Here is a 26,275-nt window from a genome sequence, read left to right as displayed (position 1 = left end):
GCTGTCCTTAAATTTTAAAAGTTGCATTCCTCGCCAACCCCAAACCAATTGTCAAGCAAGCTTGACAATTGTCCTATTAGCAAAAAGTCGTAACACTGCATGGAGAAAAAAATAAGATTGTTATAGAATAAACCGTCACTTTAAGACTTAATAACTATTATGAAATCTCTACGCTTCTTATTACGTAGCCGGCTTGAATGGATTGAAGAAACCCTGATGAAACACGCGGAAAAAAATGGTTATGGTTATATCTCACCGTCCACAGCACGTTTATATAGTTATTTAGGTCCTGAACCTGTGGCGATGTCTGATCTTGCACGACAGCTTAAAGTGTCGCGTCAGGCTGTACATCAATTGGTGACAGAGGGAGTAAATGCAGGTTTTTTAGAGCTTTGTGATAATCCTCAAGATAAGCGAGTCAAATTAGTTCAATTTACTGTTCAAGGTCGTAAGATGTCTGCCGTGGCGCAACGTGAGTTACAACAGATCGAGCAACAACTTGCCCAACATTTAGGTGCTGAACAAGTGGCAACTTTAAGAAAAATTTTAGAATCGTCTTGGCCAAATGATGTCAACTAAGATCTAATTCAAATAAAAATATGACCTTTTTCACATATGATGCTGCTTTAGACTGCGGATAAAAAATATTTTTTTGGCATAAAAAAACCCAAAGTAACTTACTTTGGGTCAAATCTGGTGAATCTTAACGTTGTTTATGCATGCTATCTTGCTAATCACGAGGATGTTGGGGCAGTTTAGTACGCATTTGTGGCTGTTGCTGCTGTTGTTCTAGTTGTTGCAATTCAAGGGCCTGCTGTACTTCATGTTGCTGTTGCTGGCGTTGTTTGGTTCGACTTTTTTGACGTCTTAGCATAGTGTTTCCCTATAGCACTGGATTAAAGACTTTACTAATGTAACGAGTTTTTAAACGCGCAAAACCTAACACCTGTATCAGTTTACGTCATTGTAATTTAAATCCCGCTAAGGTATTGATGTCTTCGGATTCACTTTACATCACTTACACAACATCTTTACATCTTTACCTAGTGTTACCTGTCAAGTCACATAATTGTCATGTTAGTTGCTTATATTGAGTTCAAGCCTAAATAAACTTAAGGCTGTAATAACAACAATGTAACGACGACTCACCTGCGCTTTGCAGGTTTTTTCTTTTGTAAGAGTTTTTTATTTTTCTTCTGAACATATGCCCTCTTGAGATGAATGATAAGCAACAGATGTAAGCTTGATTTGTATGTATAACAGCATAACCTGCATTCAAAAAAAATAAGTTATTGAATTATATTCAAAAATAATTTGGCATGGATTTTGGAATAGCTATAGAGAAAATTATTCTTATATGCAGGTTATTCTATGAGCAAACGTCAAATTAAGCTTGGGGCTTTTATTCCAACCACCTCGCAACATGTTGCTGGCTGGCGTCATCCTGAATCTCGGCCACATGATCATTTAAATATAAGTTACGCAATAGAATTAGCCAAAACTGCTGAGCGTGGCTTATTTGATGCCTACTTCTTAGCTGATGGTTTATCTGTACGTTGGGGTTCAGCAGCAGAAGCTGCTTTAGGTGCAGGAGATAAAGGGGTAGGTTTTGAGCCGGTGACTTTATTTGCGGCTTTATCCGCTGTCACAAAAAATATTGGATTTATTGCAACAGCATCTACCACCTATGAAGACCCTTATATTTTAGCGCGTAAGTTTGCCTCGCTAGACCATATTAGCCAAGGCCGCGCAGCTTGGAATGTAGTAACCACAGCAGCTCCTGATACTGCACGTAATTTTGGTTTACAACACCACCCTAAAGCCGATGAACGCTATGCCCGTGCAGATGAGTTTATTGAAGTGACGCAAAAGCTTTGGGATTCTTGGGAAGATGATGCGTTTATCTATGATAAACACGCCGGTCAATTCTTTGATCCTGAAAAGCTGCACGAACCAAAGCACCAGGGTCAATATTTTAAAGTTGAAGGTGCCCTTAACGTCTCTCGCCCCCCACAAGGTTATCCTGTCATTGTCCAAGCTGGACAGTCAGAAGATGGACGTGAATTAGCAGGTAAATATGCTGAAGTTATCTTTACAGCCCAGCAAAACCTTGCTGATGCCCAGGAGTTTTATCGCGATGTAAAAAGTCGTCTGCTTAAATATGGCCGCCAACCGGACGACCTTAAAATTATGCCTGGGGTTTCAATTTTTGTGGCTCAAACCGAACAAGAAGCGCAAGAAAAATATGAATTGCTCAACAGCTTGATTCGTCCTGAAGTAGGTTTAAGCCTATTATCAGGCTTATCTGGTGGGGTTGACTTAAGCAAATATGATCTAGATGCGCCTTTCCCACAATTAAAAGATAGCGAAATTAACTTCTCTAGCCGTCAGCAAATGATGATTGATATTGCACGTAAACATCAGTTTAGCATTCGTGAGCTGTATCAATATATTGCCTCAGCACGTGGTCATTGGACTTTAATTGGTACCCCTGCACAAGTGGTCGATCAATTACAACAATGGTTTGAAAATGAAGCAGCGGATGGCTTTAACATATTACCCCCAACGACACCAGCGGGCTTAGATGATTTTGTCAATTTCATTGTGCCAGAGCTGCAACGCCGTGGTTTATTCCGTACGCAATACGAGGGCAGCACTTTGCGAGAGAATCTAGGTCTAAAACGCCCTGAAAATCAATACATTTTGCAAAACCAACAAAATATTGCCTCTTAGGTCAAACAAGCCTCTCAATCGAGAGGCTTTTTTACCCATCATCATCTTGTATTTTAAATGATGGGCTGAACTGAGCTATTGTTTGTGATCCTAAGCCCGAACATAGCTGCTTGAAGGGTATGACAAGCGAGTGACTTAAAACTCGGCTTAGCCATGATTCGGGTTAATTTAAGATTTTAACAATATGAACGATTGATCGTTTATTCATTTAATTGTCATTTTTTATTTTTATGATCAGATATTTTAATTATGATGCATTAAAAAATGAAAAAAATACCAATTACTTTATTGACTTCGATGATTTTATTAACAGCATGTACTGACGATGGGGATAAGGGTCAAAATGGATTAAATAGTTTGATTCAACAGACGCCTTTAGCACTTGGAAATAATGATTGTTGGAGTGCTGGAACACGTATTGAAAGCGGTTTGGATAAAAATAAAAACGGTGAGTTGGATACGAATGAAGTGCAACAAAGTTCAGTCCAATGTGGTCCAAACTTATTTGCTCAAGGTGTTACCTTGCCTTATCAAAATTTAACAGGCTTTAAGGCAAATGGTACAACCATCGCAAGTGCATTTACACTTCGACAAGGTGGCTTTGGATCTGATGTTGCTGCACATCCTACGAACAATAAACAATTTTATGCAATCACAGATCGTGGCCCAAATGCCGACTATAATGATGGCGTGAATGGTGCTGGTAAGATTTTCCCAATGCCAGACTATGTACCCAAAATTGGGTTGTTTGAGGTGCAAGAAGATGGCTCAATCAAACTCATTAAAACGATTTTATTAAAAGATCATGATGGAAATCATATTACTGGATTGCCGAATACTGCTGCATTCGGTGGTACAGGCGAAATACCTTATGATATCAATGGCAAGGTCATTGCTGAAGATGCATCAAAGCCTTATGACCCAATAACCAATCCAATCAAACTTGATAATTACGGTCTCGATTCTGAAGGTTTGGCAGCATTAAAAGATGGTACTTTTTGGATAAGTGATGAATATGGCCCTCACATTGTGCATTATGATGCCCATGGTAAGGAAATTGGTCGTATTAATCCTTTTTTGAAGGATATACGTAATACATTCACTTTACCTCAAGAATTTGGTTATCGTCGTGCCAATCGTGGTATGGAAGGTTTAACCATTACACCTGACCAAAAAACATTGGTTGGAATTATGCAATCGACCATGGATTTGCCAACTAAGGCTGTTAATAAATCCACCTTAACTCGTATTGTGACGATCAATCTTGAAACAGGCAAAGTTGCTCAATATCTCTATCGTCAAGAAATTGATGCTAACTCAAATTCAGCTATTATTGCGCTGAATAATCACGAATTTTTAGTTCTAGAACGTGATGGCAAATTTCTTAAAGACGATCCGAATATCATGAAACATGTTTATCGTATTGATCTGAAAAATGCGACCAATTTGGAGGAGATCGCAACTCAGGGAGATCTAGTTCAAGATCCTCAATTTGGTTTAACTATTGCAGGTAAAACCTTAGAACAATATTTCATCAATAACGATAAAAAATGGGAAGCATTACAAGCACTAAATATTCACCCAGCAAGCAAGACACTGGTATTGGATATGGGCAAACGTGTAAGTTATGCACACGACAAAATGGAAGGTTTATGGTTGATTAATCAACAAACTCTTGGAATCGTGAATGATGATGATATGGGGCTTTGGACAACTCACGGTTTAGAGCAGAAGTATTTAGATAATGTGCGCATGCGTGTTGATACACCTACCTTATATATTGCCGATAAACTAAATCTTTTCAACCCATAACAATAAATAAAGCCCAAAAGCTAAAACTTTTGGGCTTTTTAAATTTAATTTTGATTAAGAGGAAATAAATCAATTCATTTTGATGTCTTTTTTAGCCACAATCATACTATCATCACTAATTTATGCAGCTTCCAAAGTCACCTCTCTTGAATATAAAGTCCTATTGGAGCGCATTCGTTTTAATTATGGCAATGAAGCAAGTAATATAAATATCCCAAATTATACATAAGCCCATTTTCATCTCATTACAATTTGTTATTTTTATTACTTTATTACCAAGCAAATTTAAAATCGTTAAATTTACTTTTCTTATTTTGACCTATATCAATAATATCATCACTAAAGTCGAGCAAAATATCATTTTTTAGATTAATTAAACGAACATCCTCACGTTTACGCGGATGTGGAACTTTAATATCTACAACGCGTTTGATTCGACCTGGATGGGGTTGCATGACCACCACTCGATCGGCCAAGTAAACTGCCTCTTTAACATCATGAGTGACCATAATCATGGTAATTTTTTCATGCTGCCAAATACGTTGGATTTCGTCTTGTAGTTTGTGTCGAGTCAGTGCATCAAGTGCACCAAAGGGTTCATCCAGGAGTAGAATTTCTGGACGATTTACTAGACTTCGGGCAATCGCAACCCGTTGGTTCATACCACCTGAAAGCTGTGAGGGATAAGCCTCTTTAAATTTGCTTAAGCGCACCAGATCAAGGTGTTCAGCAATTAGCTCGTCTTCTTGTTTACGGCTCAACTGACTGTTATGTAAAGCCACTCGAACATTTTCTTGTACACTTAACCAAGGAAATAAACGATGGTCTTGAAAGACAATACCCCGTTTTAAGCTGGTGCCCTGAATGGCTTGTCCATCAACTTGGATTTGGCCTTGATATTCAGCTTCCAAACCCACCAACAAGCGCAGCAATGTTGATTTACCACAACCACTACTGCCTACAATACTAATAAATTCGCCTGCTTGAATGTTGAGATTAATCTGCTCTAAAACCTTCAGCTGACCTTTGGCATGTTGCGAATAACTTTTGTGCAGCGCCTGAATTAAAACGCTACCTCGAGGTTCACTCATATTAGGCCTCCTCGATTAAACGCTAGTACTGAGTTTTGCTAAAGAGACTTCAGTGGATTTAATCAGTACCACCACTTCAGAGCCGACTTCTAAAGCAAGATCTGCAACTGAACGTGTACTAATAATTGAAGTAAAAATACCTGCTTTGGTTTCAACATTAATTTCTGACACCACAGGTCCCTCAACAATTTCATTTACAACACCTTTAAACTGGTTACGTACATTAACAGATGTAATTGTCATTTATTTTCTCTTATGGTTTATTGGACTTAATCAATATACTCAATTTTTATCATTCAAGTTATCTCGATTTTTTATTTAGTTATATAGCAGACATTTATCTTATTTTAAGATAAGTATTGATGTTTTTATTTTATCTCACATGCTCATAATCTCTTCTTGATATATTATTTTAATTTTGTTGATTTTTCATTGATCATAATGCCAATTTAACAATTACAAGTGATAACAATATGTCAATATATACGCACCCTTTAAGCCAAACGAAGCAAAATGTCCGCGCCCGTGCTAATATTTTTGTCGATCCTTTATCACAAGCCTTGCTGTCTCGAATACAACAAATTGCTCCAAGCGATGCCAATGCACTCATTATTGGGGAGACAGGTACCGGTAAAGAACTGGTGGCACGACAAATTCACGCCTTAAGCCATCGCTGTGATGGGCCTTTTATTGCAGTCAACTGCGGTGCTTTAACCGAAAGCCTAGCTGAAAGTGAACTCTTCGGTCACGAAAAAGGCGCTTTTACTGGCGCAGTTAACAGTCGTATGGGTTGGTTTGAAGCTGCACATAATGGCACTTTATTTTTAGACGAAATTGGCGATTTGTCCTTGAGTATGCAAGTGAAATTACTGCGTATTTTACAAGAACGTGAAATTGTCCGTGTTGGTTCTTTAAAACCAATTCCAATCAATCTACGTATTATTGCAGCAACGCATGTGGATTTAGAGCAAGCCGTGCGCGAAGGACGCTTCCGCGAAGATCTGTTCTACCGCTTATACGTGGCATTACTCAATATTCCAAAATTGGCTGATCGTCGCCAAGATATCTTACCTTTGGCTAAGTTTTTTGTAGAACGTTACCAAACTGACCCACATGCGACGCCGTTAAAGATTAGTGATTTAGCAGCTAAGAAACTGCTACAACATCGTTGGCCGGGAAATATCCGTGAACTTGAAAATACGATTCATCATGCGGTACTGGTCAGTGAAAATGGTTGGATTGAACCCGAAAATATTAGCTTTTCTAGCCTCTCTCAAAGCAAAGTGCCGAGCTTAACTGCATCTAAATTGGCCACTGATATTCAAAGCTCTAGCCAAGCTGAAGCTTTATTACAAAACACTTTTCAGCAATTATTTGAAGCAGCCAATCAATTAGATACCAATATTAATGATTTACTAGAGGGACAGTTTATCCGTTCAGCTTATCAACACTGCCAATACAACCAAGTACATACGGCTCGTTTATTAGGTGTGACTCGCAATGTTGTTCGCACTCGTTTAATTAAATATGGTTTACTTTAATTAAATAACGCTTGAACTTGCACCTGAAATAACTCATCTAAGTTGACCGGTTGTTCAGGTGCAAGTATGCCGTTATGAATCATTCCCATCCAAATAGGTGCCAAAATCAAAAGTGTCAGTTGTTGGGCAGATTGAGTTGCCTTTAGCTCACCACGTGTCATGGCCAGCTGCAGCAATTTTTCAATTTCTAAACAACTCGGCAAATAAACTTTCTGATAGTACAATTGCTGAATATCTTGAAAATTACCCCCCTCTTTTAAAATTAAGCGCGCAATATCGGCCCGTCCTGCGGACTCTAAAGTGGCCAATGCTGGTAAAATTTCCTGCAAAATAAATGATTGAACTGAAATATCTTCTGGAATTTCATGGCTTTGAATGGGGTGATAGGTCTCCTGAATTAAATAGTCAATCACCCCCTCAAATAAAGCATTTTTAGTCTGAAAATAAGAATAAATTGTCCCTTTACCCACCCCTGCGAATAGGGCTATATCTGCGATTTTACTCGCCGCAAAACCGTATACTTTAAACTGCTGTAATGCAGCAAGAATGATTTTTTGTCGTGTTGCATTGGTTTTTGCCAGAGAAGGACGTCGCTTTTTCATTAATACCTGTTACCTCAATAAAATTGACCACCGATTCACTTTTACTTAAAATCGACCCAATATTCATTTTTAAGTACTATTATGCAGGATTCACCTAATATTGTGGAATACCTAGTTTTGGCACTTTGCCTCTGCCTAGGTGCTTTAAGTACTGCCCTTGCCAGCCCCCTTTATGCTCTTTATGTAACAGATTGGCATATTAGCACCAGTGAAATTGGCTATGCCTTTATTACCTATATGTTTGGTGTGGTGTTCACTTTGCTCTTCTTAAATGGTTGGATTGGCCGCTATGGCTATAAAGCCACAGTATTGCGCGGATTATTGATCAGCATTTTAGGTTTAGTATTTTCTGCCTACGCAGCAGATATCTGGCAATTATGTATGGCACGCTTCTTTATTGGGATTTCATCTGGTCTTCTGTGTACAGCAACTGTGATTGGTTTAGCCCATAAGTATCCTTTTGCTAAACCTCATCAGGCAGGTAAGTTATCTTCTTTAATCACAGTTTTAGGTTTTGGCTTGGGACCAATTTTAGGTGGGCTCATGGCAGATCACTTGATTGAACCCTTGATCACACCTTATTTAGTGATTGCTGGGCTATCCACTTTAGTTTTTATAGCCTGTTGTTTCATTAAAGCTCCGCTGCCAACACCCGCATTGACTAAAATACGCCTCTGGAGTACTCCAATTGATACAAAGGATCGACGTTTATTTTGGATCTGCGCAATCATCGCAGCCTGCTGTTTTGCCGCCTTTAGTTTATATGCTGCTCTAGCGGGTACTTTTTTAAAAGAATTACCTCTTCAATCTTCAGCCACCTTGACTGGCGCTGCCATCTCTTTAATTTTATTGGTGTCGTTTTTAGCACAGCTCTCGACGAAATTGTTAGATGAAATCAAATGCTTGGTCTTAGGTGGCTGCTTTCTAGTACTGGGTTGCTTGACACTATTTCTAGCCCAATGGACACATCAGTTCATTTTTTTGGCCTTGAGTGTGTTATTTGTGGGCCTTGGTCATGGCTATAGTTTAAATCCAGCTTATTTTTTTGTGACTAAACTGGTGGAAAAACAACATAGTGGTGTCTTATCTAGCTTTTTATTAATCGCCTATCAAGGCAGTATTTGGCCCATTTTGTTGTCGAGTATCATCATCGACTACTTTAATGTTTTAACTTCTCTTGTGGTGTTTAGTTTACTGATTTTGATCTGCATAGCATGGGTTTTTATCCAATTAGCTTATATTCAACGCCATCAAAAAAAGCCGATCTTATGATCGGCTTTTTAAGTGATGTTATTTTTAATTTATTCCACAGGATTTTTCTTCCAAGCGGTAAAATGTTTTTCAATGGCCAATAAACCATAGTTAAATCCTAAGCCCACGAGGGTCATCACGAGAATACCTACGAACATTTCTGGAATCTCAAAACTAAATTGTGAGTACATAATTAAATAGCCCAAACCTGCTTTAGCACCAAACATTTCAACTGCAACCAATGCCAATACTGAAATAGCCCCTGCTAATCGAATCCCAACAAAAATCGTCGGTACAGCGGCAGGTAAAATGACCTTACGAAATAACTGATATGGCTTTAAACCCATGGTACGTGCTGATTTAATGAAGAGAGGATCGACATTTTGTACACCAGAGATGGTGTTGAGTAGAATTGGCCATGTGCAAGCATAAACCAGTAAACTAATTTTAGACACTTCACCAATGCCTAAAAATAAAATGAAGACTGGCATTAGGGCCAAAGCGGTTGTATTACGAAACAATTCGAGTAAAGGGTTTAAAGTTTCCGCCACCAATTTATACCAACCCAAAATTAAACCCAGCGGGATTGCGATGAGTAATGCCAGCACAAAGCCAATTAAAGAACGGGTTAGACTGACTGAAATATGGGTTCTTAACTGGCCATTGATGTATAAGTCCCAGGTGGTGTGTAATACAGTCGAAATAGGCGGTAAAAATGCGGCACTCACTACGCCAATACGCGGTAAAATTTCCCACAACAAAAAGAACAATAATAGAGCAATTGAACGTTTAAACACGGTATTTAACCAAGTGACTTGGAAACGTGCTGGAGGTTGAGCATAGGGCTTGGGATAAGCCAATGTATTTTGATCTAAATTTGACATGAAATTTCCTCTTAATTTTTTATGCATTAGGCATGTTGTAATTGTTTATTTTTTTCAAAGGCTTGTGCTTTTATCACTTCTTCACTCAATTGCGTCCAAATATGATGCCGAATGTGTCCATATTCTGGTGTTGAGCGAACATCTTGACCTTTGCCCTGTAGGAGTTTTGGAATCTCAATGACTTGCTTTACACGACCTGGTCGTGAGGTCAAAATTGCCACGCGCTGACTTAAGTAGATCGCCTCATCAATACTATGAGTAATAAAAATGATGGTGCTACCAGATTTTTTCCAAATATTGATCAATTCTTCTTGTAAGGTTTCGCGCGTTTGTGCATCTAGTGCTGCAAATGGTTCATCCATCAATAAAATTTCAGGCTCATAGGCCAAACTACGTGCAATAGCGACACGTTGTTTCATCCCACCTGATAATTCATTTGGATAATGCTGTTCAAAACCTGCTAGACCCACCAATTTTAAATAATATTCAGCTTTTTCACGGCGTGTTTTTTTATCTACCCCTTTGGCCTCTAAGCCAAATTCAATATTTTGTAGCGCATTGAGCCATGGGTACAGCGCATATTGTTGAAATACAATGCCACGATCGAGTCCTGGTCCAGTAATGGTCTTGCCATTGAGTAATATCTGTCCATGGGTAGGCTTCGTTAAACCTGCGACTAAATCAAGTAAGGTAGATTTACCACAGCCTGATGGCCCAACAATGGAAACAAATTCGCCTTGATGAATATCTAAACTAATATTTTCAACCGCCACAAATGCTTGAGCATTTTTAGCTGGAAACTCTTTACGAACATGGTCAAGTTTAAGTGCAATCGTCATTGTTGTTATTCCTGTTTAATTTGATGGCTGAGCATAAGGATTGCCGACATTACTAAAAATGTTTTCTGCTTGAATTTGTTGAGGTTTTAATTTACCTGCTGCCTGCATTTGTGCGATCCATGGGGCAAAATCTTGTGCTTTTTGTACCCCACCTATTTCATCCACACCATAACCAACAAAGTAGGGAATTAAGGCTTGGTTTTCATTGCGTCCACGTTCTTGAATAATACGACTAAAACGTGCCTGTACTTCCTCAACTGGTGTGGTCTGTAACCAACGATGCGCTCTGGCCACACCTGACACAAAGACCTGATATGCTTCCGGTTGGGTTTCAATGAAATCTTTACGCATTGAATAACTACCTGCGGTGAAACCGCCATATAAATCAATATCCGCAAAGATTTTACGTACTCCCCCATTTTTCAAAGCGCGTTTCTCTAAAATATTCGACAAAACTGCCACATCAATTTGTCCATTGCGTAGGGCTTGCTCTGAACTAATGGGCGGCAAAAGAATCATTTCAACTTGTGCGATTTCTTGTTGGCTTAAACCTGATTTTTGTAAGTAATCACGTAATACAAAGTCGTAATGTGCACCAAAGGCATTCATGGCGACTTTTTTACCAATAAAATCTCGTGGTGAGCGAATCGGACTGTCTTCTAAAACATAAAAACCCACAGATTGCGCTTGGTTACTGCCATAGGAAGCCACCACTGGCACCACATCTAAGCCTGCCGCAACCACCTTCACCACAGCACCATTAAAAGCCGAAGCAAAATCAACATCACCGGCTACCAGAGTGAGTAAATCTTGTGGGCCGCCCTGTACTGTGCCGACATAATTGAGTTTTAAATCACCTAAGTAACCAAGATCCTGTGCCAGTTCAGCTAAATTGACTAGACCTGCTGCGCTCTGATAACGCAGCTCAGTCACTTTGTCTGTGCTAGCTTGACGGTCGTTGACACAGCCCACACTCCCAAGAGCAGCCAAGATGCTTAAACTTAAGGCAGCGATTATTTTTTTCATATGCTTTACCTCACTCGCCACGCCAGTACACGGCGTTCAATTGCGACTAAAATTTGATTAAATACAATACCTAAACCACCAATAGCCAGCATCCCTACTATGATGAGCGCCACATTAAATTGCTCACGTCCACGAATTACCAAGTTGCCAATACCCACCCCATAATTGGCCAATAGAAATTCAGAGCCTACTGTTGCGAGCCAAGCAAAGATTAAACCCAACTGTAAACCCACGAAAATCTGCGGTGCTGCACCTGGTAAAATCAGCTTTTGATAACGATAAGCCCAAGGAAATTGATAGACTGCTGCCACTTCACGATGTTTGTGCGAGATACTGCGAATGCCTTCTAAGCTATGCAGGGCCACCGGATAAAACACCGATAAAATAATAAATAGAATTTTGGCGCTATTTCCTGTACCTAAAAAGCTCGATAAAATGGGCAGCCAAGCAAATAAAGAAATTTGACGCAACATATGAAAGCTAGGTGCAAAAAACCAATTGGCAATTTTAGAACTACCAATGATTAAAGCGAACAACACTCCCAAACTAGCACCCACCAGATAACCTGTTAAATTACGCGCTAAGCTAGCTGCCACACCTTGCCAAAAAGTGGGATGATTTAGAGTTGCAATTAAAGTTTTAAGCACTTGTGCAGGCGAAGGCACGATCTTAGTGTCAACCCAACCACTTGTGCATGCCATACTCCACAATAAAATGAGCGCAAAAGGAAAAATAAGTGCTTGACCTACACGTATGCTACGACGTTGCCAAAGTTTTTGTGCTGGCAAGGCGGGCTGTGTTGTATTAGAAACAATGCTAGTCATCTTTTAATTCCTCACCCGTGTTGCATAATAACGACTATATTTTTCAATCTGTCCCAACACACTATCTAAGATAAAACCGGTTAACCCAATGAGTACAATGGCCATAAATACAATGTCCATCTGCATGAGTTGACGGCCCCATACCATTAAAAAGCCAATACCTTCACTACTTGCCAACAGCTCTACAAACACTAAAGCCAACCATGCTTGCATAACGCCTTGGCGCAAACCGCTCATTAAGCTTGGTAAGCTACTGGGTAAAATGACCTTATAAAAGGTTTGTGCTTGTGAAAATTGATACACTTTTGAGACTTCAAGTACCTGCTGGGACACGTTTTGGATGCCTTTGATGGTGGCAACCAATACAGGAGTCAACACCGCAAAGGAAATCGCGACAATTTTTAAAGCTTCATCAATCCCTAAAAAAATCATCAGTAGTGGAATCCAACCAATAATCGGAAATTGCGCCACCAAATTAACAGTAGGCAATACATACCGTGTTGCTGTTTTTGATAAGGCGAACCAAATCCCTAAAGCAAAGGCAAGACTACTACCGAGCAACACGCTATAAAAAATTCGTTTTGCACTTATGCTAAAATTTGTTTGTAAATCACCGCTTTGCCATAATTCTATGGTGGTCAACCATACCCATTCTGGCGCAGGTAAAATTTGTTCAGGTAACCACTGGCGTTCAAAAGCCACCCACCATAAACACAGTACTAGCATCGGTAAAACTAAAGCACACAGCAGTGCAAAAATGGTTTTTAAGCTTTTAGAAAATAACTGCCTCTGCCAAGTGACCGACGCAGCCTGTTGAATATAGCTCATGGTTCTTGCCTCTGTAATTTTGAATGTTGTTCCGTTTGTAAAAATTGTTGAAAACTTGAGCTTTTAAAAATAAAGATGGTCATCAATAAAAATGCTAAGCCAATTGGTGCAAATAAGTTTTGTAAGCCAATCGAATGTCCCAAAGCTGCGCCCGCTAAGCCACCGAGCAAACCACCCGCAGGCCCCACCAAGGCCAGTAAAGGTGAAATTTGATGCATAGAGGTTTGTTCTCCCACCTTGGCAAACGACATAAAGTTAGCAATATGTAACATGCCTAAACCTAGGCCTAAGCTTAGGCTGGCTGGCCAGAGCCAAAATGCACTTTGGGTAAAACTTAAAATCAATAAGCCCAGGCTGATAAGCAGCAAACTGATTAAATAAAATTTGTAATAACCCATAATTTCGGCCAAAGCGCCTAGGCTAAATAAACTGCCGACAAACACCAAACCTTGTACCGTCAGCAGCATCACGGCCAGCGGTGCTTCAAACCCAAAGTTTTGAATGGCGATCACCACAATAAAAAAACCAAAGTAACTGTTGGCGCTGTTACTTAAAAATTCCAAACTGCAAATAGTGCGTAACTGAGGCTGCGTTTTGATTAACTGTAAGGGTGCAAGCAAATCACGCCATACAAATGCCGGTTGTAGTGCTTTGGGCTGGGCTTCTTTAAAGCACAGTGGCGCTAAGCTAATGGCTGCTACAAATAAAATTGCTACTGCAAAAAATGCCCATTCATATCCTAAGATTTGTAAAATCCATGCACCTAAACTCGGTGCAATCAAGAAAAATCCCAACATATGTGAACCGCGGAACCATCCCGCCTTAGCAGGCCCTAAAGCACGCAAATGACTTAAAAATACAGTATGAATAGAGACAAAACGCATAGGTAGTACAAAACTGACCAAGGTTGTAATCAGCAACAGATACCATGCATTGTTCAGCCATGGCTGTAAGCTATATAACAATGCAGCAAGTAGGCTGCCTAAACTAAAAATCTTTAAGCTCCCAAAGCGCTGTACCAATACCCCTACAGGCAAAGCCATCAGCAATAAACCTATACTTTGTGCTGCAGCAATTAAACCCAGTTGCAGTTCCGTGGCTTGAATATGCACTGCATACAGCGAGGTGACCACACGTGCCACCCCCACTGCCAGACCTGCTAAAATGGTCAACCCAATAAAGCTACTGGTAAATTGAAGGCTTAAAGGCATTGTTTCAGCAGAGTCTAAAGCTTTCATCATACCTCCTTATTTGGCTTGGCCTTTGGCATTAAATTGCGACCAATAATTTTGTAAATTCAGGTCTTTTAAAGCATGATTGAGGTACTTCGGCTCATACCAGGTTGCAGTATCTACATCACGGCGAATTAAACGTGCATTTTTGGCTATACGCACTGCATCATTGATTTGTGAACGATGAAACTCATCCAATAAAGGCGTCATGCGATCTTTAATTGCACCACCAGCCCAGTCTTTTTGGTAATCTAAGAATGGAATCCCACTTTGTGACCATAGTTTATATTGCGCAGTACGGTTAGCCTCTTGTGAGCTCCAGTGTGCTTGTTTAATTAACGTGGTCACCACACGTTGTACAGTTTCAGGGTATTGTTTTTCAAAGCTTTCTGTCACCCAAAAACTAGACAAAGGTGACACTGTACGATCATTAATCGTGGTTAAACGTTTGGCTACACCCCGTGCCTCTAGACTCCAAGGAGAAGTGATAGTTGCATCAATATCTTTAGTGGCTAAAGCAGCACGCGCTGAATAACCATCTTGACTAATCACACGTAAATCTTTTTCTGACAAACCATGGCGTGCCAGAACACGGTTTAGGGTGATTTGACCATTGGTACCTTTAAAGTTAGAGAATTTCTTGCCTTTTAAATCTGCCACTGTTTTAGCAGTTGAATCGGCAGGAACAACCACATGGACTGGACCAAAACGACCTGAGCTGAAGAGAATTTTGGTTTTTAAGCCAGTCGAACGTCCCACGATTGATGGTAAATCACCTTGTAAAGCAAAATCGACTTTACCATTGGCCAATGCTTCGTTGGTTGCAGGGCCTGCACCTGGAAAAAATAGCCACTTCACCTGAACGCCATCTTTTTTAAATTCTTGTTCTAAAACACCGCGTAAATGTGCGGTTGCTACAAAACTACTACCTACCTTAGGCTTACCCCCTTCACCTGCACTCGATACCGAGATGCGAATTTCTTTGGGAGTGGCAGCATATACGCTAAAACTTAAGCCTAAAGCGGATAATGCCCATAATGTTGCAGTCAAACGTTGAGAAATTTTCATAATAAAGTCCTGATTTAAAATATCATTAGAAGGTGTACTGGAATTGTGCGAGTACTTCGCTGTTATCTTTTTGGGTAGCTGTTTCAAGCGCGTACAGATATTGATTGAGTTGCAGTTGTAACTTAGTGGTTTGAGCAAAAAACAGGTTTAAACCCAATGAATGAATATCGTATTCACCGATACGACCACTGACTGGATCTTGATAATCTTTGAGTTGAGTATTGGGGTTAAAGCGGTCAAATCGGTAGTAACCTTGTATAGACTTAGGCCAGAAATCATCAAATTTGGCATTAGATTTAATACTGTTATAGAACTGATCACCCAGGGTATAAAATGCAGTAAAGGTATGCCCTTCAGACTTAGCATGCTGAAAACCTGTTTGGGTTATATAATCAGTTTTACCTTGAATATATTCGTACGTTGCACCAAATGGCGCATGGTTGTAATACACATCAAAGCCGAGTCGATCGCGTTGTGCCTCATCTGTACTAAAACCAAAATTGGTTAAACGTGCCTCACCTTTTAAATAGCTGGCACCCAATTTAAGCTCACGTAACCAGCTGTTATAGTCCACAGGCAGGGTAAATGAAGCTCTAGCAATTAAATCTTTGCTGTCATTATCATCCGTCTTATTGCTGCCATTGCCATTGGTGATGCCTAGGGCATATTCCAACAATGGCGCACGATAATTCGCACCATAATCTACAAACGGTTTCACATCACCACGCACTACGAGACCATTTTGACGGGTAAATAAACCTAAATTGGTGGCTGCGGATGCATAAGTAATGGTTGGGCGTAAATCTTCAGGCGATTGCACATCTAGACCAAATGGCAACAGTTGCTGACCTAAGGTGGCATTCAGCTTCGGGGTTTCTAAACCAGCGTTGGTTGAGAAAACGTGATAACGTAAGAAAGCTTCCAGTAAATTAAAATTACTATTATTGCTGCCATCATTGCGTTTGGAGTAGCCATAAGACAGTTGATAATCGAGATTCTTACCTTCGTTATAATCTTTATACAAGTTACCCCGCACCCCAATTAACGCAGTGGCAATATCGAAGGTTGATTTGGATTGATGAGGTGAGTTTTTATGATCTTGTGCTTGGGCACGGACTTGTACTGTTCCATACAAGCTTGTGTCACGTGCTGATTTGACCGTTTGACGTTCATACTGACGTGACTGATCATATTTATAATTTTCTAACTCACTACGTACCCCTTGAATATCATCTGAAGTGGCAAGCTGTACTGCTGTCTCTTCAATGGCCTCATCATCTAAAGCAACTTGGGTTGCATTTAAGGTGTCAGTTGGCTCTGGCGGTGCCGTTGTATATCGTTCTAATTGTGCAATACGTTGCTGTAGACCTGCTAAATGCTGTTTTAGACTGCTTAATTCTTGCTGTACTTCATTTGCAAATACTGAACTGCTACTTAAAATCGTACCAATTGCCAAAACAAGCGTTTTTTGTGTTAATGTTTTCACAGACCAATTTCCTAAGGCAAAGCTGATCCTCACCAAATAAGTAGTGTGGAGTGAGGAAAAAATTAAAAAATGTGCAGCGCAAGATTGCGCCTTAAATTAATGTGACATTGCGTCACAACACATCAGCAGCCTGCTTTGCAAAGTCACGCGGCATATAACAAAGTGAGGGTAAATCATGACGTTCCCATTTTTTCTTAAGTGAATGCCAAGCTATATATCAATAAGCATGCCAACAATATAAGTTTTTGATTTTTATATTCTTTAAAAAAATATTCAATTTAGTATGTTGTTTTACAACCTTTTTATTGTTGATAATCTAACAGTTGAGCATTTGCCCTTATTATTTTTTTAAAGCCACTTAGCAGTTTATCCACTATATATGAAGCATCTAACTTAGCCTATATCTGAGTCATTCGCGCATATTTTAAAAGACCGCACAGATTTGTGTTCAAACAAAGTTATGTTATGTTGTTGTTACAAATATAAGATTTTTAACTTTTTGGTTAGTTATGCTAAATGTAGATCACCTTGCTTTGTTGCAAGAACATTTAATCGCCCTCACGCGTCCTCATACCTTGGTTGTACTTTCGGCGCTCTCTGATCAAGCCTTAACGGTTGAACAATTAAGCGCTCAATTGAACTTAAGTGGTACTGCGCTCAATCAAGCTTTAATGGCATTACGTAAAGCACGTATGATTACTTTGATTAAACAAGATACGGATTTTGTTTACGTCATGAGCAATGAAAAAGTCAAACAATTATTTATTCAGATCCATCAAATTTATCAGTAGATCAGTAAGCTGCAGCATATATTTTTATCCACTTGTGTGCTGCGCAGCTATTTTCTGTTGTAACGCTATATGAAATGCAGTCAATTGATGTGGAGAGATGAAGATACTTTCATGAAAACCATGAACATTATAAATAATTTCTAAGCGTTGCACAGATGAAACTCACACAAGGTTGTATACTTTGAATTTGATTCAACTCGATACGCCAGCTAAACCACATACTTCTTATGCTTAAATGATCTTCATGCAACTGATAACGTGTGTTGCATAGTGGTAGCCATAGGCAATAAAAAATGCTGATATATAGCCCAAGCATGAGCACACGACTTAGCCCAGATGCTGTTAAAAGCATAAAGTCATACAACTGATATAATAAAAATAAGCTGATTGATGCCAAAAGCAATAGTAACCAAATATCAATTTTTGAACGATAGCTATGCATCATGATCGTGTGTCCTTAAGGTCAAGTCGTATCATTCATCTCTAGATTGTATAGCGTGAGATTCAACTTAAGCAATGTTGATATTAAGATTAAATTGAGCCTGAATCTCGACATCTATCCTAGCCTGCGCACAGTTTTTTATAGCCATGTGCTCTCTGCTTTAGGTATGATGAATCTATAAGAAAACTTAAATAATATCCATCATTCTGTAGATGAGGTGTAGTCGCATGCCAAATCAACAACACTCTTTCGCCTCAAACTATATCACTGATTTTATTCCTCAGAATCAGCTCAAATCCGCTATTGGCACAGCGCATTACGCAGCAGAAGCTGATTGCGTAGCGCAGCTAATGAAAGCTTGCCACATCCCTCAATCAACCCAACAGCAGATTGATGCTTTGGCCTTAACACTCAGTACAGCCTTACGTAATGACCAAACAACACAACGAGGACATGTACACAGCTTATTACAGCAGTTTTCTTTATCTTCGCAAGAAGGTATAGCCTTAATGTGTTTGGCTGAAGCTTTACTGCGCATCCCAGATGCAAGCACGCGTGATTTACTCATTGAAGATAAAATTTCACATGGTGATTGGCACGCACATATCGGGAAAAGCCCTTCATTGTTCGTCAATGCTGCAGCTTGGGGGTTGTTGCTCACAGGTCGCTTACTCCAACACGCTGATCCTGATCATTTATCAAGTTTGCTACGGCAATTATTTGCCAAAAGCAGTCGTGGTTTAATTCGCCATATGTTGGACTATGCTATGCGTATGATGGGTGAACAATTTGTCATGGCACAAAGCATCGACAAAGCGCTTCAACGTGCACATGCCTTACAACAACGTGGTTTTCGTTATTCTTACGATATGCTCGGTGAAGCAGCGCTAACAGCCTCTGAGGCTGAACGCTATTACCAAGACTATCTGGCTGCAATTCATGCCATTGGTAGATCAGCACAAGCCCAGGGGGTGTATGATAGCCCAGGAATTTCGATCAAACTCTCAGCCCTACATCCACGCTATCAACGTGCGCAGCTTCAGCGTGTAGAGGCTGAGCTATATCCTCAATTATTGCATTTGGCCACATGGGCCAAACATTATCAGTTGGGTCTCAATATTGATGCTGAGGAAAGCGAACGTTTAGCCTTGTCATTCCATCTATTAGAACGCTTATGTTTTGAACCAGAATTAGCTGACTGGGATGGGTTGGGTTTTGTGATTCAAGCCTATCAAAAGCGTGCTTGCGCCGTGGTGGATGAGGCCATTGATTTAGCCAAACGCAGTCAACATCGTCTGATGATTCGCTTGGTGAAGGGTGCCTATTGGGATCGTGAAATCAAAAAAGCGCAACAAGAGGGCATGCCTGACTATCCTGTATTTACTCGTAAAGCACATACAGACCTTGCCTATTTAAATTGTGCACAAAAGTTGCTCACGGCGATTGACTATGTTTATCCGCAATTTGCAACACATAATGCGCAAACCTTCGCCAGCATTTATGTGTTGGCACAATCTGCTGCACCACACCCCCACCCTTATGAGTTTCAATGTTTGCATGGCATGGGCGAAGCGCTATATCAGCAGGTGGTTGGCACAATGGCAGATGGAAAATTGGGGATAACGTGTCGCATTTATGCTCCTATTGGCAAACATGATACTTTATTGGCTTATTTAGTGAGGCGTTTGCTTGAAAACGGCGCCAATACTTCATTTGTACATCGGATCAGCGATGCAAGTTTAAGTCTTGAAGACTTGATCGAATCTCCCCAACACAGCATATTGAAATATAGCCGCAGCCAAAGCATCGGCTCTGCGCATCCTGCCCTGCCACACCCGCTGCATTTGTATGGCAATTCACGTTTAAATTCAATGGGATTAGATTTAAATGACGATCTGTGCTTAACCATACTTAATCAAAATGCATATCAATTTAAAGATCAATGTTATCAAGCCATGCCTTTAGAACAACCTATAGGTTTAAGTGAGCCCATCCTTAATCCTGCCAATCCACAAGATGTTGTTGGACACGTATGGCAGGCCAGTGCAACTCAGATTGAATCGGCTTTACAACATGCTGTGGCGCAGCAACATCGTTGGCAAAACACCCCCAAAGCTACACGTGCTACCTGTTTACAACGTTGTGCGGATTTAATGCAACAGCATTGCCAAGAATTAATGCTGTTATTAGTACGTGAAAGTGGAAAAAGCTATGCCAATGCACTCGCTGAAGTACGAGAGGCTATTGATTTTTTACGCTATTATGCCGCTCAAATCCTTGCCCTAGCTCAAGAGACGCAGATGCAAGCTTTAGGTGCACTAGTATGTATTAGTCCATGGAATTTCCCACTGGCCATTTTTACAGGTCAAGTGGCGGCGGCTTTGGTCACGGGCAATAGCGTATTGGCTAAACCTGCCGAACAAATGCCATTAATTGCAGCTTATGCAGTTAAACTGTTTTGGCAAGCTGGTGTACCCAAAACCATATTACAACTGCTGCCCGGTACAGGTGAGCAAGTCGGTGCAGCGTTGGTCCAAGATCAACGGGTGCAAGGGGTGTTATTCACAGGCTCTACTCAAGTGGCCAAGCTTATACAACACACTCTGGCCAAACGGGTTGACCAGTACGGGCAAAGCGTCACCTTGATTGCAGAAACTGGTGGACAAAATGCAATGTTGGTGGATTCATCCGCGCTGTGTCAACAAGTGGTCACAGATGTTTTAAGCTCAGCATTTGACAGTGCCGGTCAACGCTGTTCAGCACTGCGCCTGTTATGTGTGCAACAAGAGGTTTACCCTGTGATACGCGATATGCTGATTGGCGCGATGCAACAGCTCCAAATCGGCAATCCTAAACATTTAGCCACAGATGTAGGACCCGTCATTGACCACACAGCACAACGAAACATCCTACAACATATTGAGAAAATGCGTGCTAAAGGCTATGCCGTTCATCAAACTGTCATGCCTGCCACGACCAGACTTGAGCAGGGTTATTTTATTGCACCTACCTTAATTGAATTGCCTGATTTAAATGATTTACAACAAGAAATATTTGGGCCTGTTTTACATTTGATCAGTTATCAGCAGCAACAACTCAATGCACTTATAGACACGATTAATGCCAAAGGTTATGGCCTGACCATGGGCTTACAGACCCGATTAGATCAGCGTATGCACCAAGGGATGGCACAAGCCAAAGTAGGGAATTTATATATTAATCGCAATATGGTTGGTGCGGTGGTTGGGGTTCAACCTTTTGGGGGTGAAGGTTTATCAGGTACAGGACCCAAAGCTGGTGGTCCTTTATATTTGTATCGTTTAATGCACAGTTGTCATCCTAAACCTCTAACTCCATGTTTTGCTACTCAGCCGACCCTAAGCCCATCACCACCTCAGGCCTATCTTAGCTTCAGCAAGTGGTGTCAACAGCATGCGCCTCACCTTACATTTACCTGGCCGCAGTTGCCCCTGGATCAGAGACTACGCCTTGTTGGTCCAACAGGTGAACAAAATGATTATGTCTTATTGCCTCAGCCGCGTATTTTAAGCATTGCCAGTGAGCGCGATGCTTATTTACAGCAATGGGGCGCAATTTTATCGATTGGCAGCCAAGTTGTGCTTTGCTCAAATTCAACCGTGGCGATGGAGCTTTTACAAGAGTTCCCTGCTGATTTACAGCAACAATTTAGTCTAACGGATAACATCCACCAAGCTGACTTTAATCGGGTCTTATATCATGGTAAAACCCCAGCTTTTATTGAATTGCAGCAGATGATTGCTCAGCATCAAGAGCAGATTATCAGCCTGCAGAATGTGAGCCATAGTGAGATTACAATTGAGCGCTTACTCCTCGAACGTGCGGTGAGTATCAATACCACGGCTGCAGGCGGTAATGCGAGTCTAATGAGCCTTGATTGAAGCCACTCATTCGCTGCTATTTGGAACAACCTAGCAGCGAATCGCTACCACTAACGGTAAACCATACCACCGTCAATCATCACTGATTGACCGGTCATATAATTGGCATCTTCACTGGCTAAAAATGCCACGAACCCAGCCACATCTTCAGGCGTTTCTGCGCGACCTAAGGCAATACCTGCGACATATTTCTGATAGGTTTCTCCAATTTCAGTGCCGCTTAGCTCCGCAAAGCGTCGGTCAATTTCAACCCACATCTCTGTGCCGACGACCCCTGGGCAATACGCATTCACGTTAATACCATATGGCGCATATTCTTTCGCTGCGGCTTGGGTCAATGCGCGTACCGCAAATTTAGTGGCAGAATACACTCCCAACATAGCAAAACCTTCATGGGCTGCAATCGACGCAGCATTAATGATCTTACCTTTATGCCTGCGCTGCATAAATTTTTGCGCTGCGGCTTGAATCCCCCACAATATCCCACCTATATTAATATCGACAATGTGGCGAAATTCTTCTGGTGTCACATCCTGAATGGCTTGCACTTGTGCAATGCCCGGATTATTGATCATGATATCAAAGCCACCTAAACATGCTTCTGCATGTGTGATGGCTTGTTGGATGTGGCTTAATTCAGCAACATTAGCGACATAATGTGTGGTCTTGACTCCATATTGCGCAAGCTGCTGTTCAGCAAGTGCTAATTTTTCTGCTGAGCGATCTACCAAGGCAAGGTGTACCCCTTCTTGGGCTAAACGAGTGGCAATGCCTAAGCCAATGCCTTGTGCCGCCCCCGTAATTAAAGCAACTTTGCCGCGTAATCCTTGTGGCATGCTGTTCTCCCGTTAAATATGAATCGCGCGTTGCAAAGTCGCTAAAATGGATTCATGCAACGCTTCTGAATAAGTAGAATGTGGAAAAATAACGTCTGCCAATGCATCAGTCGTGGCCTCTAAACCTTGTGCCACAGCAAATGGTGATATCTGCTCCTTTATATCTGCACCCACTAGATGAGCACCTAAAATTTCACCGCTATCGAGATCCACTACAGTTTAAAAAAACTTGTGTTTTTGCATTCAGTCAACTGCTGTTATGCTGTGCTGCTTTGAACTTGTCATAAGGCTGTAGCTAAAAATTTAGCGTGTCCATAAAACAGCTGCATCCGAATTTTTTGCAGTAAGTATGCAATACCACTCACAGTTATTACGAGACTTGACGGCTATGTGCGACCAAAACTTTTAAATCAAATAAGGGTTCTCGAATAGCAAAAAGCAGTGCTGCCCGAATGGCGGCCATATAGCCGCCCGGACCCGCACCCACCGCAATCACATCAAACTGCTGTGTGCTCATGTGATCTGCTTAGAGTAAAATCAACGCAGGTTGTTCAACAAAGCGTTTGAGCTGTTGTAGAAACTTCGCTCCTAATGCCCCATCCACCACACGATGGTCACAAGATAAAGTCGCTGTCATTAAGCGTGCAGCAATAAGCTGTTCACTTTGAACGATTGGCCGACTCTCTACAGCACCTAAGGCTAAAATCGCCACTTGTGGGGGATTAATAATGGCATCAAAGCGCGATACTCCAAGCATGCCTAAATTAGAGATGCTAAAACTGCCACCTTCAAACTCCTCATTCTTCAACTGACCAGTTTTAGCCCGTGTCGCCAAGTCACGAACTTCATTGGAAATTTGTACCAAGGATTTTTGATTAGCGGCTTTAATAATTGGCGTAATTACGCCCTCATCTAAGGCCACTGCAATGGCAATATCTGCATCTTGAAAGGCAATCATCTCTTGTTTAGTCGCATCATATTGCACATTGACCTCAGGCACGCGCATTAATGCGGCAGCTGTTGCCTTGACCAATAGATCATTGATCGAGAGTTTAACTTCAGGCGTAGATTGATTAATTTCAAGACGAAGCTGCTCGAGTGCCTGCATATTCAAATCACAGCTTAAGCGGAAATGCGGTGCATCTTGTTTCGCGCGCTGTAAACGCGTGGCAATGGCTTTACGCATGCCACTCATGGCTTGACGAGTAGGTGTTGCGACTGCTGATACTGTGCTGATATCGTTGCTATTGCCTTGTTCAAGTGCACGTCGTGCTTCAACATCAGCTTTACATACGCGACCACGGCTCCCCGAGGCACGGCAATCATGCAAATTAATGCCCCATTTTTTCGCCAAACGCCGTGCCAAAGGGGTAGCCAAAACCGCACTATCATCAGCTTTGGATTTTTTTAGTGTATCAGCGACCTGTGTTGCACGCGGCTCTGACCATTGCCCACCTGCCGCCTGTATCGCTTGGCTTAAATCTACCACACTAATTCGACCGGCACGGCCACTGCCTTGCACTTGGCTTAAATTAACATTATGTAAAGCTGCCAAACGTTTGGCATGTGGTGTGGTTAAACCAGCATAATGCGCATCATAGCCTTGTAATGCAGCCGGAATAACAAAAGCGCTATCCGCCTGTGTTTTGGATGCTTGTGGCACTGTTTCAGGTGTTGCCTGCTGGGTTGCTGCTGTAACGGGTTCAGTGACCTGTGCTTGTGCACTGATCACGGGCTGCTCTTGTGTAGCTGTAGCACTTGAATTGTTGTCTTGTAAAAAAGCCGCGACTTCTTCAGCACTTAATGCCTCATCACTACACAGTGCAATCGGTTTACCCACCGCTAAAGTATCGCCTACCTCTGCCAAAATTTTTTGTAAGGTGCCATCAAAAGGCGCTTCTAATACATTAACAATTTTAGTGGTTTCAATTTCACACAGCTCTTGACCTTTTTTAAAGCACTCACCTTCCTGAATCAACCACTGTACGATGGTGCCTTCTTCCATCGATAAACCCCATTTTGGGATTTCTAGGCTTTGAATATCCGCCATGGTTAGCCCTCCAAGGTTTGACGCACAGCGCGTTCAATACGTTCTACACTCGGTAGCCATGCTTGTTCTAACACAGGCGAAAATGGCACGGGTGTGTGTGGTGGGGTGACGATTTCAATCGGTGCTTTAAGCGCATAAAAGGCTTTTTGTGCGATCAGTGCCGCAACATCATGCGCAAAACCGCAACGCGCTGCAGACTCATCCACAATTACCACGCGTCCTGTATTAGCAACAGACTCTAAAATACCTTCTTCATCTAAAGGCGAGATGGTACGTGGATCCACCACTTCAACAGAAATGCCTTCTTTGGCCAATTGATCGGCCACTTCGTTGGCAAGATGCACCATTAAACTTAAGGCAATAATGGTTACATCGGTACCTTCACGGGTGTAATTGGCGACACCAAAAGGAATGCTGTAATCCCCGTCTGGAACTTCACCCGTAATGTCATAGAGTAATTTATGCTCACAGAACACTACTGGATCATCATCACGAATGGCTTGCATGAGTAAGCCTTTAACATCATACGGACTTGAGGGCACCACCACTTTTAAACCCGGCACCGAGGCAAACACATGATAGGGTGATTGTGAATGCTGTGCTGCAGCTGAAAATCCTGCGCCAATCATACCGCGCACTACCATAGGTGCTTTGGCTTTGCCCCCAAACATATAGCGGAATTTGGCCGCTTGGTTATACAGCATGTCATGACACACGCCATAAAAATCCTTGACATCCTCACCGCCCTAAAGGACGGGGATTCCTACTGCTAGATGCTTATGCCCAAGCGCAAGAATGTTTAGAGCTGAGTTTTTATCTCTGTCGTGAGCCGTACCACAGCTCACGCACTCCCATTCTCTTATTCCAAGACCTGTCCTACCTTTCGGACTACTTGCGGTGATCTCACCACAGCACGAACAAGTTTGGGAGGTATAGGCTTCATTGACTTCCTCAAACAATACCCCTGCGTTCTCGCATTTATACTTGAGCATTGTTTTTAGTGCTGAAAATCCTGTATT

General features: G+C 41.4%; 24 protein-coding genes and 2 pseudogenes. 7 read left to right on the top strand and 19 right to left on the bottom strand.

All coding sequences use genetic code 11. From position 1 onward, the window contains the following. Positions 1–159: 159 nt before the first annotated feature. Positions 160–579, top strand: coding sequence for a MarR family winged helix-turn-helix transcriptional regulator (locus tag AC5YCI_RS09325; protein ID WP_496130755.1), 420 nt, complete (start codon positions 160–162; stop codon positions 577–579). Positions 580–730: 151 nt separating this feature from the next. Here AC5YCI_RS09325 and AC5YCI_RS09320 read toward each other — a convergent pair whose 3' ends face one another. Next, positions 731–874: a hypothetical protein gene (locus tag AC5YCI_RS09320; protein WP_496175460.1), complete on the bottom strand. Its 144-nt coding sequence runs from the start codon at positions 872–874 to the stop codon at positions 731–733. A 497-nt stretch (positions 875–1,371) separates the two neighbouring features. On the opposite strand from AC5YCI_RS09320, the gene AC5YCI_RS09315 reads away from it, so the two are divergent. Together AC5YCI_RS09315 and AC5YCI_RS09310 are read left to right on the top strand one after the other, a co-directional pair. Further along, on the top strand, positions 1,372–2,733 hold the full coding sequence (locus tag AC5YCI_RS09315; RefSeq protein WP_496175459.1) for an LLM class flavin-dependent oxidoreductase: 1,362 nt from the start codon (positions 1,372–1,374) through the stop codon (positions 2,731–2,733). Positions 2,734–2,997: 264 nt separating this feature from the next. Beyond that, positions 2,998–4,545, top strand: a complete 1,548-nt coding sequence (locus AC5YCI_RS09310; RefSeq protein ID WP_496175458.1) for an esterase-like activity of phytase family protein — start codon at positions 2,998–3,000, stop codon at positions 4,543–4,545. Between the two features lie 272 nt (positions 4,546–4,817). Here the strand turns inward: AC5YCI_RS09310 and AC5YCI_RS09305 are convergent, their stop codons facing one another. Beyond that, on the bottom strand, positions 4,818–5,636 hold the full coding sequence (locus AC5YCI_RS09305; protein ID WP_496175457.1) for an ABC transporter ATP-binding protein: 819 nt from the start codon (positions 5,634–5,636) through the stop codon (positions 4,818–4,820). A 15-nt stretch (positions 5,637–5,651) separates the two neighbouring features. Next, positions 5,652–5,879 carry a TOBE domain-containing protein gene (locus tag AC5YCI_RS09300; RefSeq protein ID WP_496129912.1) on the bottom strand — a complete coding sequence of 76 codons (228 nt, stop codon included), beginning with the start codon at positions 5,877–5,879 and terminating at the stop codon, positions 5,652–5,654. A 230-nt stretch (positions 5,880–6,109) separates the two neighbouring features. On the opposite strand from AC5YCI_RS09300, the gene AC5YCI_RS09295 reads away from it, so the two are divergent. Further along, positions 6,110–7,177, top strand: a complete 1,068-nt coding sequence (locus tag AC5YCI_RS09295; RefSeq protein ID WP_496175456.1) for a sigma-54 interaction domain-containing protein — start codon at positions 6,110–6,112, stop codon at positions 7,175–7,177. Here AC5YCI_RS09295 and AC5YCI_RS09290 read toward each other — a convergent pair. Further along, complete coding sequence (locus AC5YCI_RS09290; protein WP_496129910.1) at positions 7,174–7,779, bottom strand: TetR/AcrR family transcriptional regulator; 606 nt, start codon at positions 7,777–7,779, stop codon at positions 7,174–7,176. The genes AC5YCI_RS09295 and AC5YCI_RS09290 overlap by 4 nt on opposite strands. 81 nt (positions 7,780–7,860) lie before the next feature. Between AC5YCI_RS09290 and AC5YCI_RS09285 the strand changes: the two genes are divergently transcribed. Beyond that, positions 7,861–9,051, top strand: a complete 1,191-nt coding sequence (locus AC5YCI_RS09285) for an MFS transporter (protein WP_496129909.1) — start codon at positions 7,861–7,863, stop codon at positions 9,049–9,051. Positions 9,052–9,080: 29 nt separating this feature from the next. Here the strand turns inward: AC5YCI_RS09285 and AC5YCI_RS09280 are convergent, their stop codons facing one another. The 8 genes from AC5YCI_RS09280 to AC5YCI_RS09245 are packed head-to-tail and all read right to left on the bottom strand — an operon-like array spanning position 9,081 to position 17,217. After that, positions 9,081–9,914 carry an ABC transporter permease gene (locus AC5YCI_RS09280; RefSeq protein WP_496175455.1) on the bottom strand — a complete coding sequence of 278 codons (834 nt, stop codon included), beginning with the start codon at positions 9,912–9,914 and terminating at the stop codon, positions 9,081–9,083. A 26-nt stretch (positions 9,915–9,940) separates the two neighbouring features. After that, positions 9,941–10,753, bottom strand: a complete 813-nt coding sequence (locus tag AC5YCI_RS09275) for an ABC transporter ATP-binding protein (RefSeq protein WP_496129907.1) — start codon at positions 10,751–10,753, stop codon at positions 9,941–9,943. Positions 10,754–10,768: 15 nt separating this feature from the next. Beyond that, positions 10,769–11,779: an ABC transporter substrate-binding protein gene (locus tag AC5YCI_RS09270; protein ID WP_496175454.1), complete on the bottom strand. Its 1,011-nt coding sequence runs from the start codon at positions 11,777–11,779 to the stop codon at positions 10,769–10,771. Between the two features lie 5 nt (positions 11,780–11,784). Then, the gene (locus AC5YCI_RS09265) at positions 11,785–12,603 is read right to left on the bottom strand and encodes an ABC transporter permease (RefSeq protein WP_496175453.1); all 819 of its coding nucleotides are present in this window, start codon (positions 12,601–12,603) and stop codon (positions 11,785–11,787) included. A 3-nt stretch (positions 12,604–12,606) separates the two neighbouring features. After that, positions 12,607–13,431 carry an ABC transporter permease gene (locus AC5YCI_RS09260; RefSeq protein ID WP_496175452.1) on the bottom strand — a complete coding sequence of 275 codons (825 nt, stop codon included), beginning with the start codon at positions 13,429–13,431 and terminating at the stop codon, positions 12,607–12,609. Beyond that, positions 13,428–14,669: an MFS transporter gene (locus tag AC5YCI_RS09255; protein WP_496129903.1), complete on the bottom strand. Its 1,242-nt coding sequence runs from the start codon at positions 14,667–14,669 to the stop codon at positions 13,428–13,430. The genes AC5YCI_RS09260 and AC5YCI_RS09255 overlap by 4 nt, the downstream gene beginning before the upstream one ends. A 9-nt stretch (positions 14,670–14,678) precedes the next feature. Next, positions 14,679–15,731: an ABC transporter substrate-binding protein gene (locus tag AC5YCI_RS09250; protein WP_496175451.1), complete on the bottom strand. Its 1,053-nt coding sequence runs from the start codon at positions 15,729–15,731 to the stop codon at positions 14,679–14,681. Positions 15,732–15,756: 25 nt separating this feature from the next. Continuing rightward, positions 15,757–17,217 carry a putative porin gene (locus AC5YCI_RS09245; RefSeq protein WP_496175450.1) on the bottom strand — a complete coding sequence of 487 codons (1,461 nt, stop codon included), beginning with the start codon at positions 17,215–17,217 and terminating at the stop codon, positions 15,757–15,759. Positions 17,218–17,726: 509 nt separating this feature from the next. Between AC5YCI_RS09245 and AC5YCI_RS09240 the strand changes: the two genes are divergently transcribed. Continuing rightward, on the top strand, positions 17,727–18,008 hold the full coding sequence (locus tag AC5YCI_RS09240) for a helix-turn-helix domain-containing protein (protein WP_496129900.1): 282 nt from the start codon (positions 17,727–17,729) through the stop codon (positions 18,006–18,008). A 127-nt stretch (positions 18,009–18,135) separates the two neighbouring features. On the opposite strand, the gene AC5YCI_RS09235 is transcribed toward AC5YCI_RS09240, so the two are convergent. Beyond that, positions 18,136–18,324: a PH domain-containing protein gene (locus AC5YCI_RS09235; protein WP_496175496.1), complete on the bottom strand. Its 189-nt coding sequence runs from the start codon at positions 18,322–18,324 to the stop codon at positions 18,136–18,138. A gap of 338 nt (positions 18,325–18,662) precedes the next feature. Here AC5YCI_RS09235 and putA point away from each other — a divergent pair, with 338 nt between their 5' ends. After that, positions 18,663–22,370 carry a bifunctional proline dehydrogenase/L-glutamate gamma-semialdehyde dehydrogenase PutA gene (gene putA, locus AC5YCI_RS09230; protein ID WP_496175449.1) on the top strand — a complete coding sequence of 1,236 codons (3,708 nt, stop codon included), beginning with the start codon at positions 18,663–18,665 and terminating at the stop codon, positions 22,368–22,370. Between the two features lie 50 nt (positions 22,371–22,420). On the opposite strand, the gene AC5YCI_RS09225 is transcribed toward putA, so the two are convergent. The 6 genes and pseudogenes from AC5YCI_RS09225 to AC5YCI_RS09200 form a co-directional block, all read right to left on the bottom strand. Beyond that, positions 22,421–23,206, bottom strand: coding sequence for an acetoin reductase (locus AC5YCI_RS09225; protein ID WP_496175448.1), 786 nt, complete (start codon positions 23,204–23,206; stop codon positions 22,421–22,423). A gap of 12 nt (positions 23,207–23,218) precedes the next feature. Then, positions 23,219–23,425, bottom strand: a pseudogene (locus AC5YCI_RS09220) (oxidoreductase dimerization domain-containing protein); the annotation flags it as partial. Between the two features lie 151 nt (positions 23,426–23,576). After that, positions 23,577–23,723: a hypothetical protein gene (locus tag AC5YCI_RS09215; RefSeq protein WP_496129896.1), complete on the bottom strand. Its 147-nt coding sequence runs from the start codon at positions 23,721–23,723 to the stop codon at positions 23,577–23,579. Positions 23,724–23,732: 9 nt separating this feature from the next. Further along, the gene (locus tag AC5YCI_RS09210) at positions 23,733–25,256 is read right to left on the bottom strand and encodes a dihydrolipoamide acetyltransferase family protein (RefSeq protein WP_496175447.1); all 1,524 of its coding nucleotides are present in this window, start codon (positions 25,254–25,256) and stop codon (positions 23,733–23,735) included. A gap of 2 nt (positions 25,257–25,258) precedes the next feature. Continuing rightward, positions 25,259–25,984 (bottom strand): annotated as a pseudogene (locus AC5YCI_RS09205) (alpha-ketoacid dehydrogenase subunit beta); the annotation flags it as partial. Positions 25,985–26,002: 18 nt separating this feature from the next. Next, positions 26,003–26,275, bottom strand: a 273-nt coding sequence (locus AC5YCI_RS09200; RefSeq protein WP_496175446.1) for a zinc ribbon domain-containing protein, incomplete at its 5' end; no start/stop codon positions are given.

The organism is Acinetobacter sp. CY17 (assembly GCF_059515825.1).
This window is presented reverse-complemented; position numbering and strand designations above follow the sequence as displayed.

Coding starts and splice junctions, on each gene's coding strand:
- AC5YCI_RS09325 (WP_496130755.1), top strand. CDS start 160: ATGAAATCTCTACGCTTCTTATTACGTAGCCGGCTTGAATGGATTGAA.
- AC5YCI_RS09320 (WP_496175460.1), bottom strand. CDS start 874: ATGCTAAGACGTCAAAAAAGTCGAACCAAACAACGCCAGCAACAGCAA.
- AC5YCI_RS09315 (WP_496175459.1), top strand. CDS start 1,372: ATGAGCAAACGTCAAATTAAGCTTGGGGCTTTTATTCCAACCACCTCG.
- AC5YCI_RS09310 (WP_496175458.1), top strand. CDS start 2,998: ATGAAAAAAATACCAATTACTTTATTGACTTCGATGATTTTATTAACA.
- AC5YCI_RS09305 (WP_496175457.1), bottom strand. CDS start 5,636: ATGAGTGAACCTCGAGGTAGCGTTTTAATTCAGGCGCTGCACAAAAGT.
- AC5YCI_RS09300 (WP_496129912.1), bottom strand. CDS start 5,879: ATGACAATTACATCTGTTAATGTACGTAACCAGTTTAAAGGTGTTGTA.
- AC5YCI_RS09295 (WP_496175456.1), top strand. CDS start 6,110: ATGTCAATATATACGCACCCTTTAAGCCAAACGAAGCAAAATGTCCGC.
- AC5YCI_RS09290 (WP_496129910.1), bottom strand. CDS start 7,779: ATGAAAAAGCGACGTCCTTCTCTGGCAAAAACCAATGCAACACGACAA.
- AC5YCI_RS09285 (WP_496129909.1), top strand. CDS start 7,861: ATGCAGGATTCACCTAATATTGTGGAATACCTAGTTTTGGCACTTTGC.
- AC5YCI_RS09280 (WP_496175455.1), bottom strand. CDS start 9,914: ATGTCAAATTTAGATCAAAATACATTGGCTTATCCCAAGCCCTATGCT.
- AC5YCI_RS09275 (WP_496129907.1), bottom strand. CDS start 10,753: ATGACGATTGCACTTAAACTTGACCATGTTCGTAAAGAGTTTCCAGCT.
- AC5YCI_RS09270 (WP_496175454.1), bottom strand. CDS start 11,779: ATGAAAAAAATAATCGCTGCCTTAAGTTTAAGCATCTTGGCTGCTCTT.
- AC5YCI_RS09265 (WP_496175453.1), bottom strand. CDS start 12,603: ATGACTAGCATTGTTTCTAATACAACACAGCCCGCCTTGCCAGCACAA.
- AC5YCI_RS09260 (WP_496175452.1), bottom strand. CDS start 13,431: ATGAGCTATATTCAACAGGCTGCGTCGGTCACTTGGCAGAGGCAGTTA.
- AC5YCI_RS09255 (WP_496129903.1), bottom strand. CDS start 14,669: ATGAAAGCTTTAGACTCTGCTGAAACAATGCCTTTAAGCCTTCAATTT.
- AC5YCI_RS09250 (WP_496175451.1), bottom strand. CDS start 15,731: ATGAAAATTTCTCAACGTTTGACTGCAACATTATGGGCATTATCCGCT.
- AC5YCI_RS09240 (WP_496129900.1), top strand. CDS start 17,727: ATGCTAAATGTAGATCACCTTGCTTTGTTGCAAGAACATTTAATCGCC.
- AC5YCI_RS09235 (WP_496175496.1), bottom strand. CDS start 18,324: ATGCTTGGGCTATATATCAGCATTTTTTATTGCCTATGGCTACCACTA.
- putA (WP_496175449.1), top strand. CDS start 18,663: ATGAGGTGTAGTCGCATGCCAAATCAACAACACTCTTTCGCCTCAAAC.
- AC5YCI_RS09225 (WP_496175448.1), bottom strand. CDS start 23,206: ATGCCACAAGGATTACGCGGCAAAGTTGCTTTAATTACGGGGGCGGCA.
- AC5YCI_RS09215 (WP_496129896.1), bottom strand. CDS start 23,723: ATGAGCACACAGCAGTTTGATGTGATTGCGGTGGGTGCGGGTCCGGGC.
- AC5YCI_RS09210 (WP_496175447.1), bottom strand. CDS start 25,256: ATGGCGGATATTCAAAGCCTAGAAATCCCAAAATGGGGTTTATCGATG.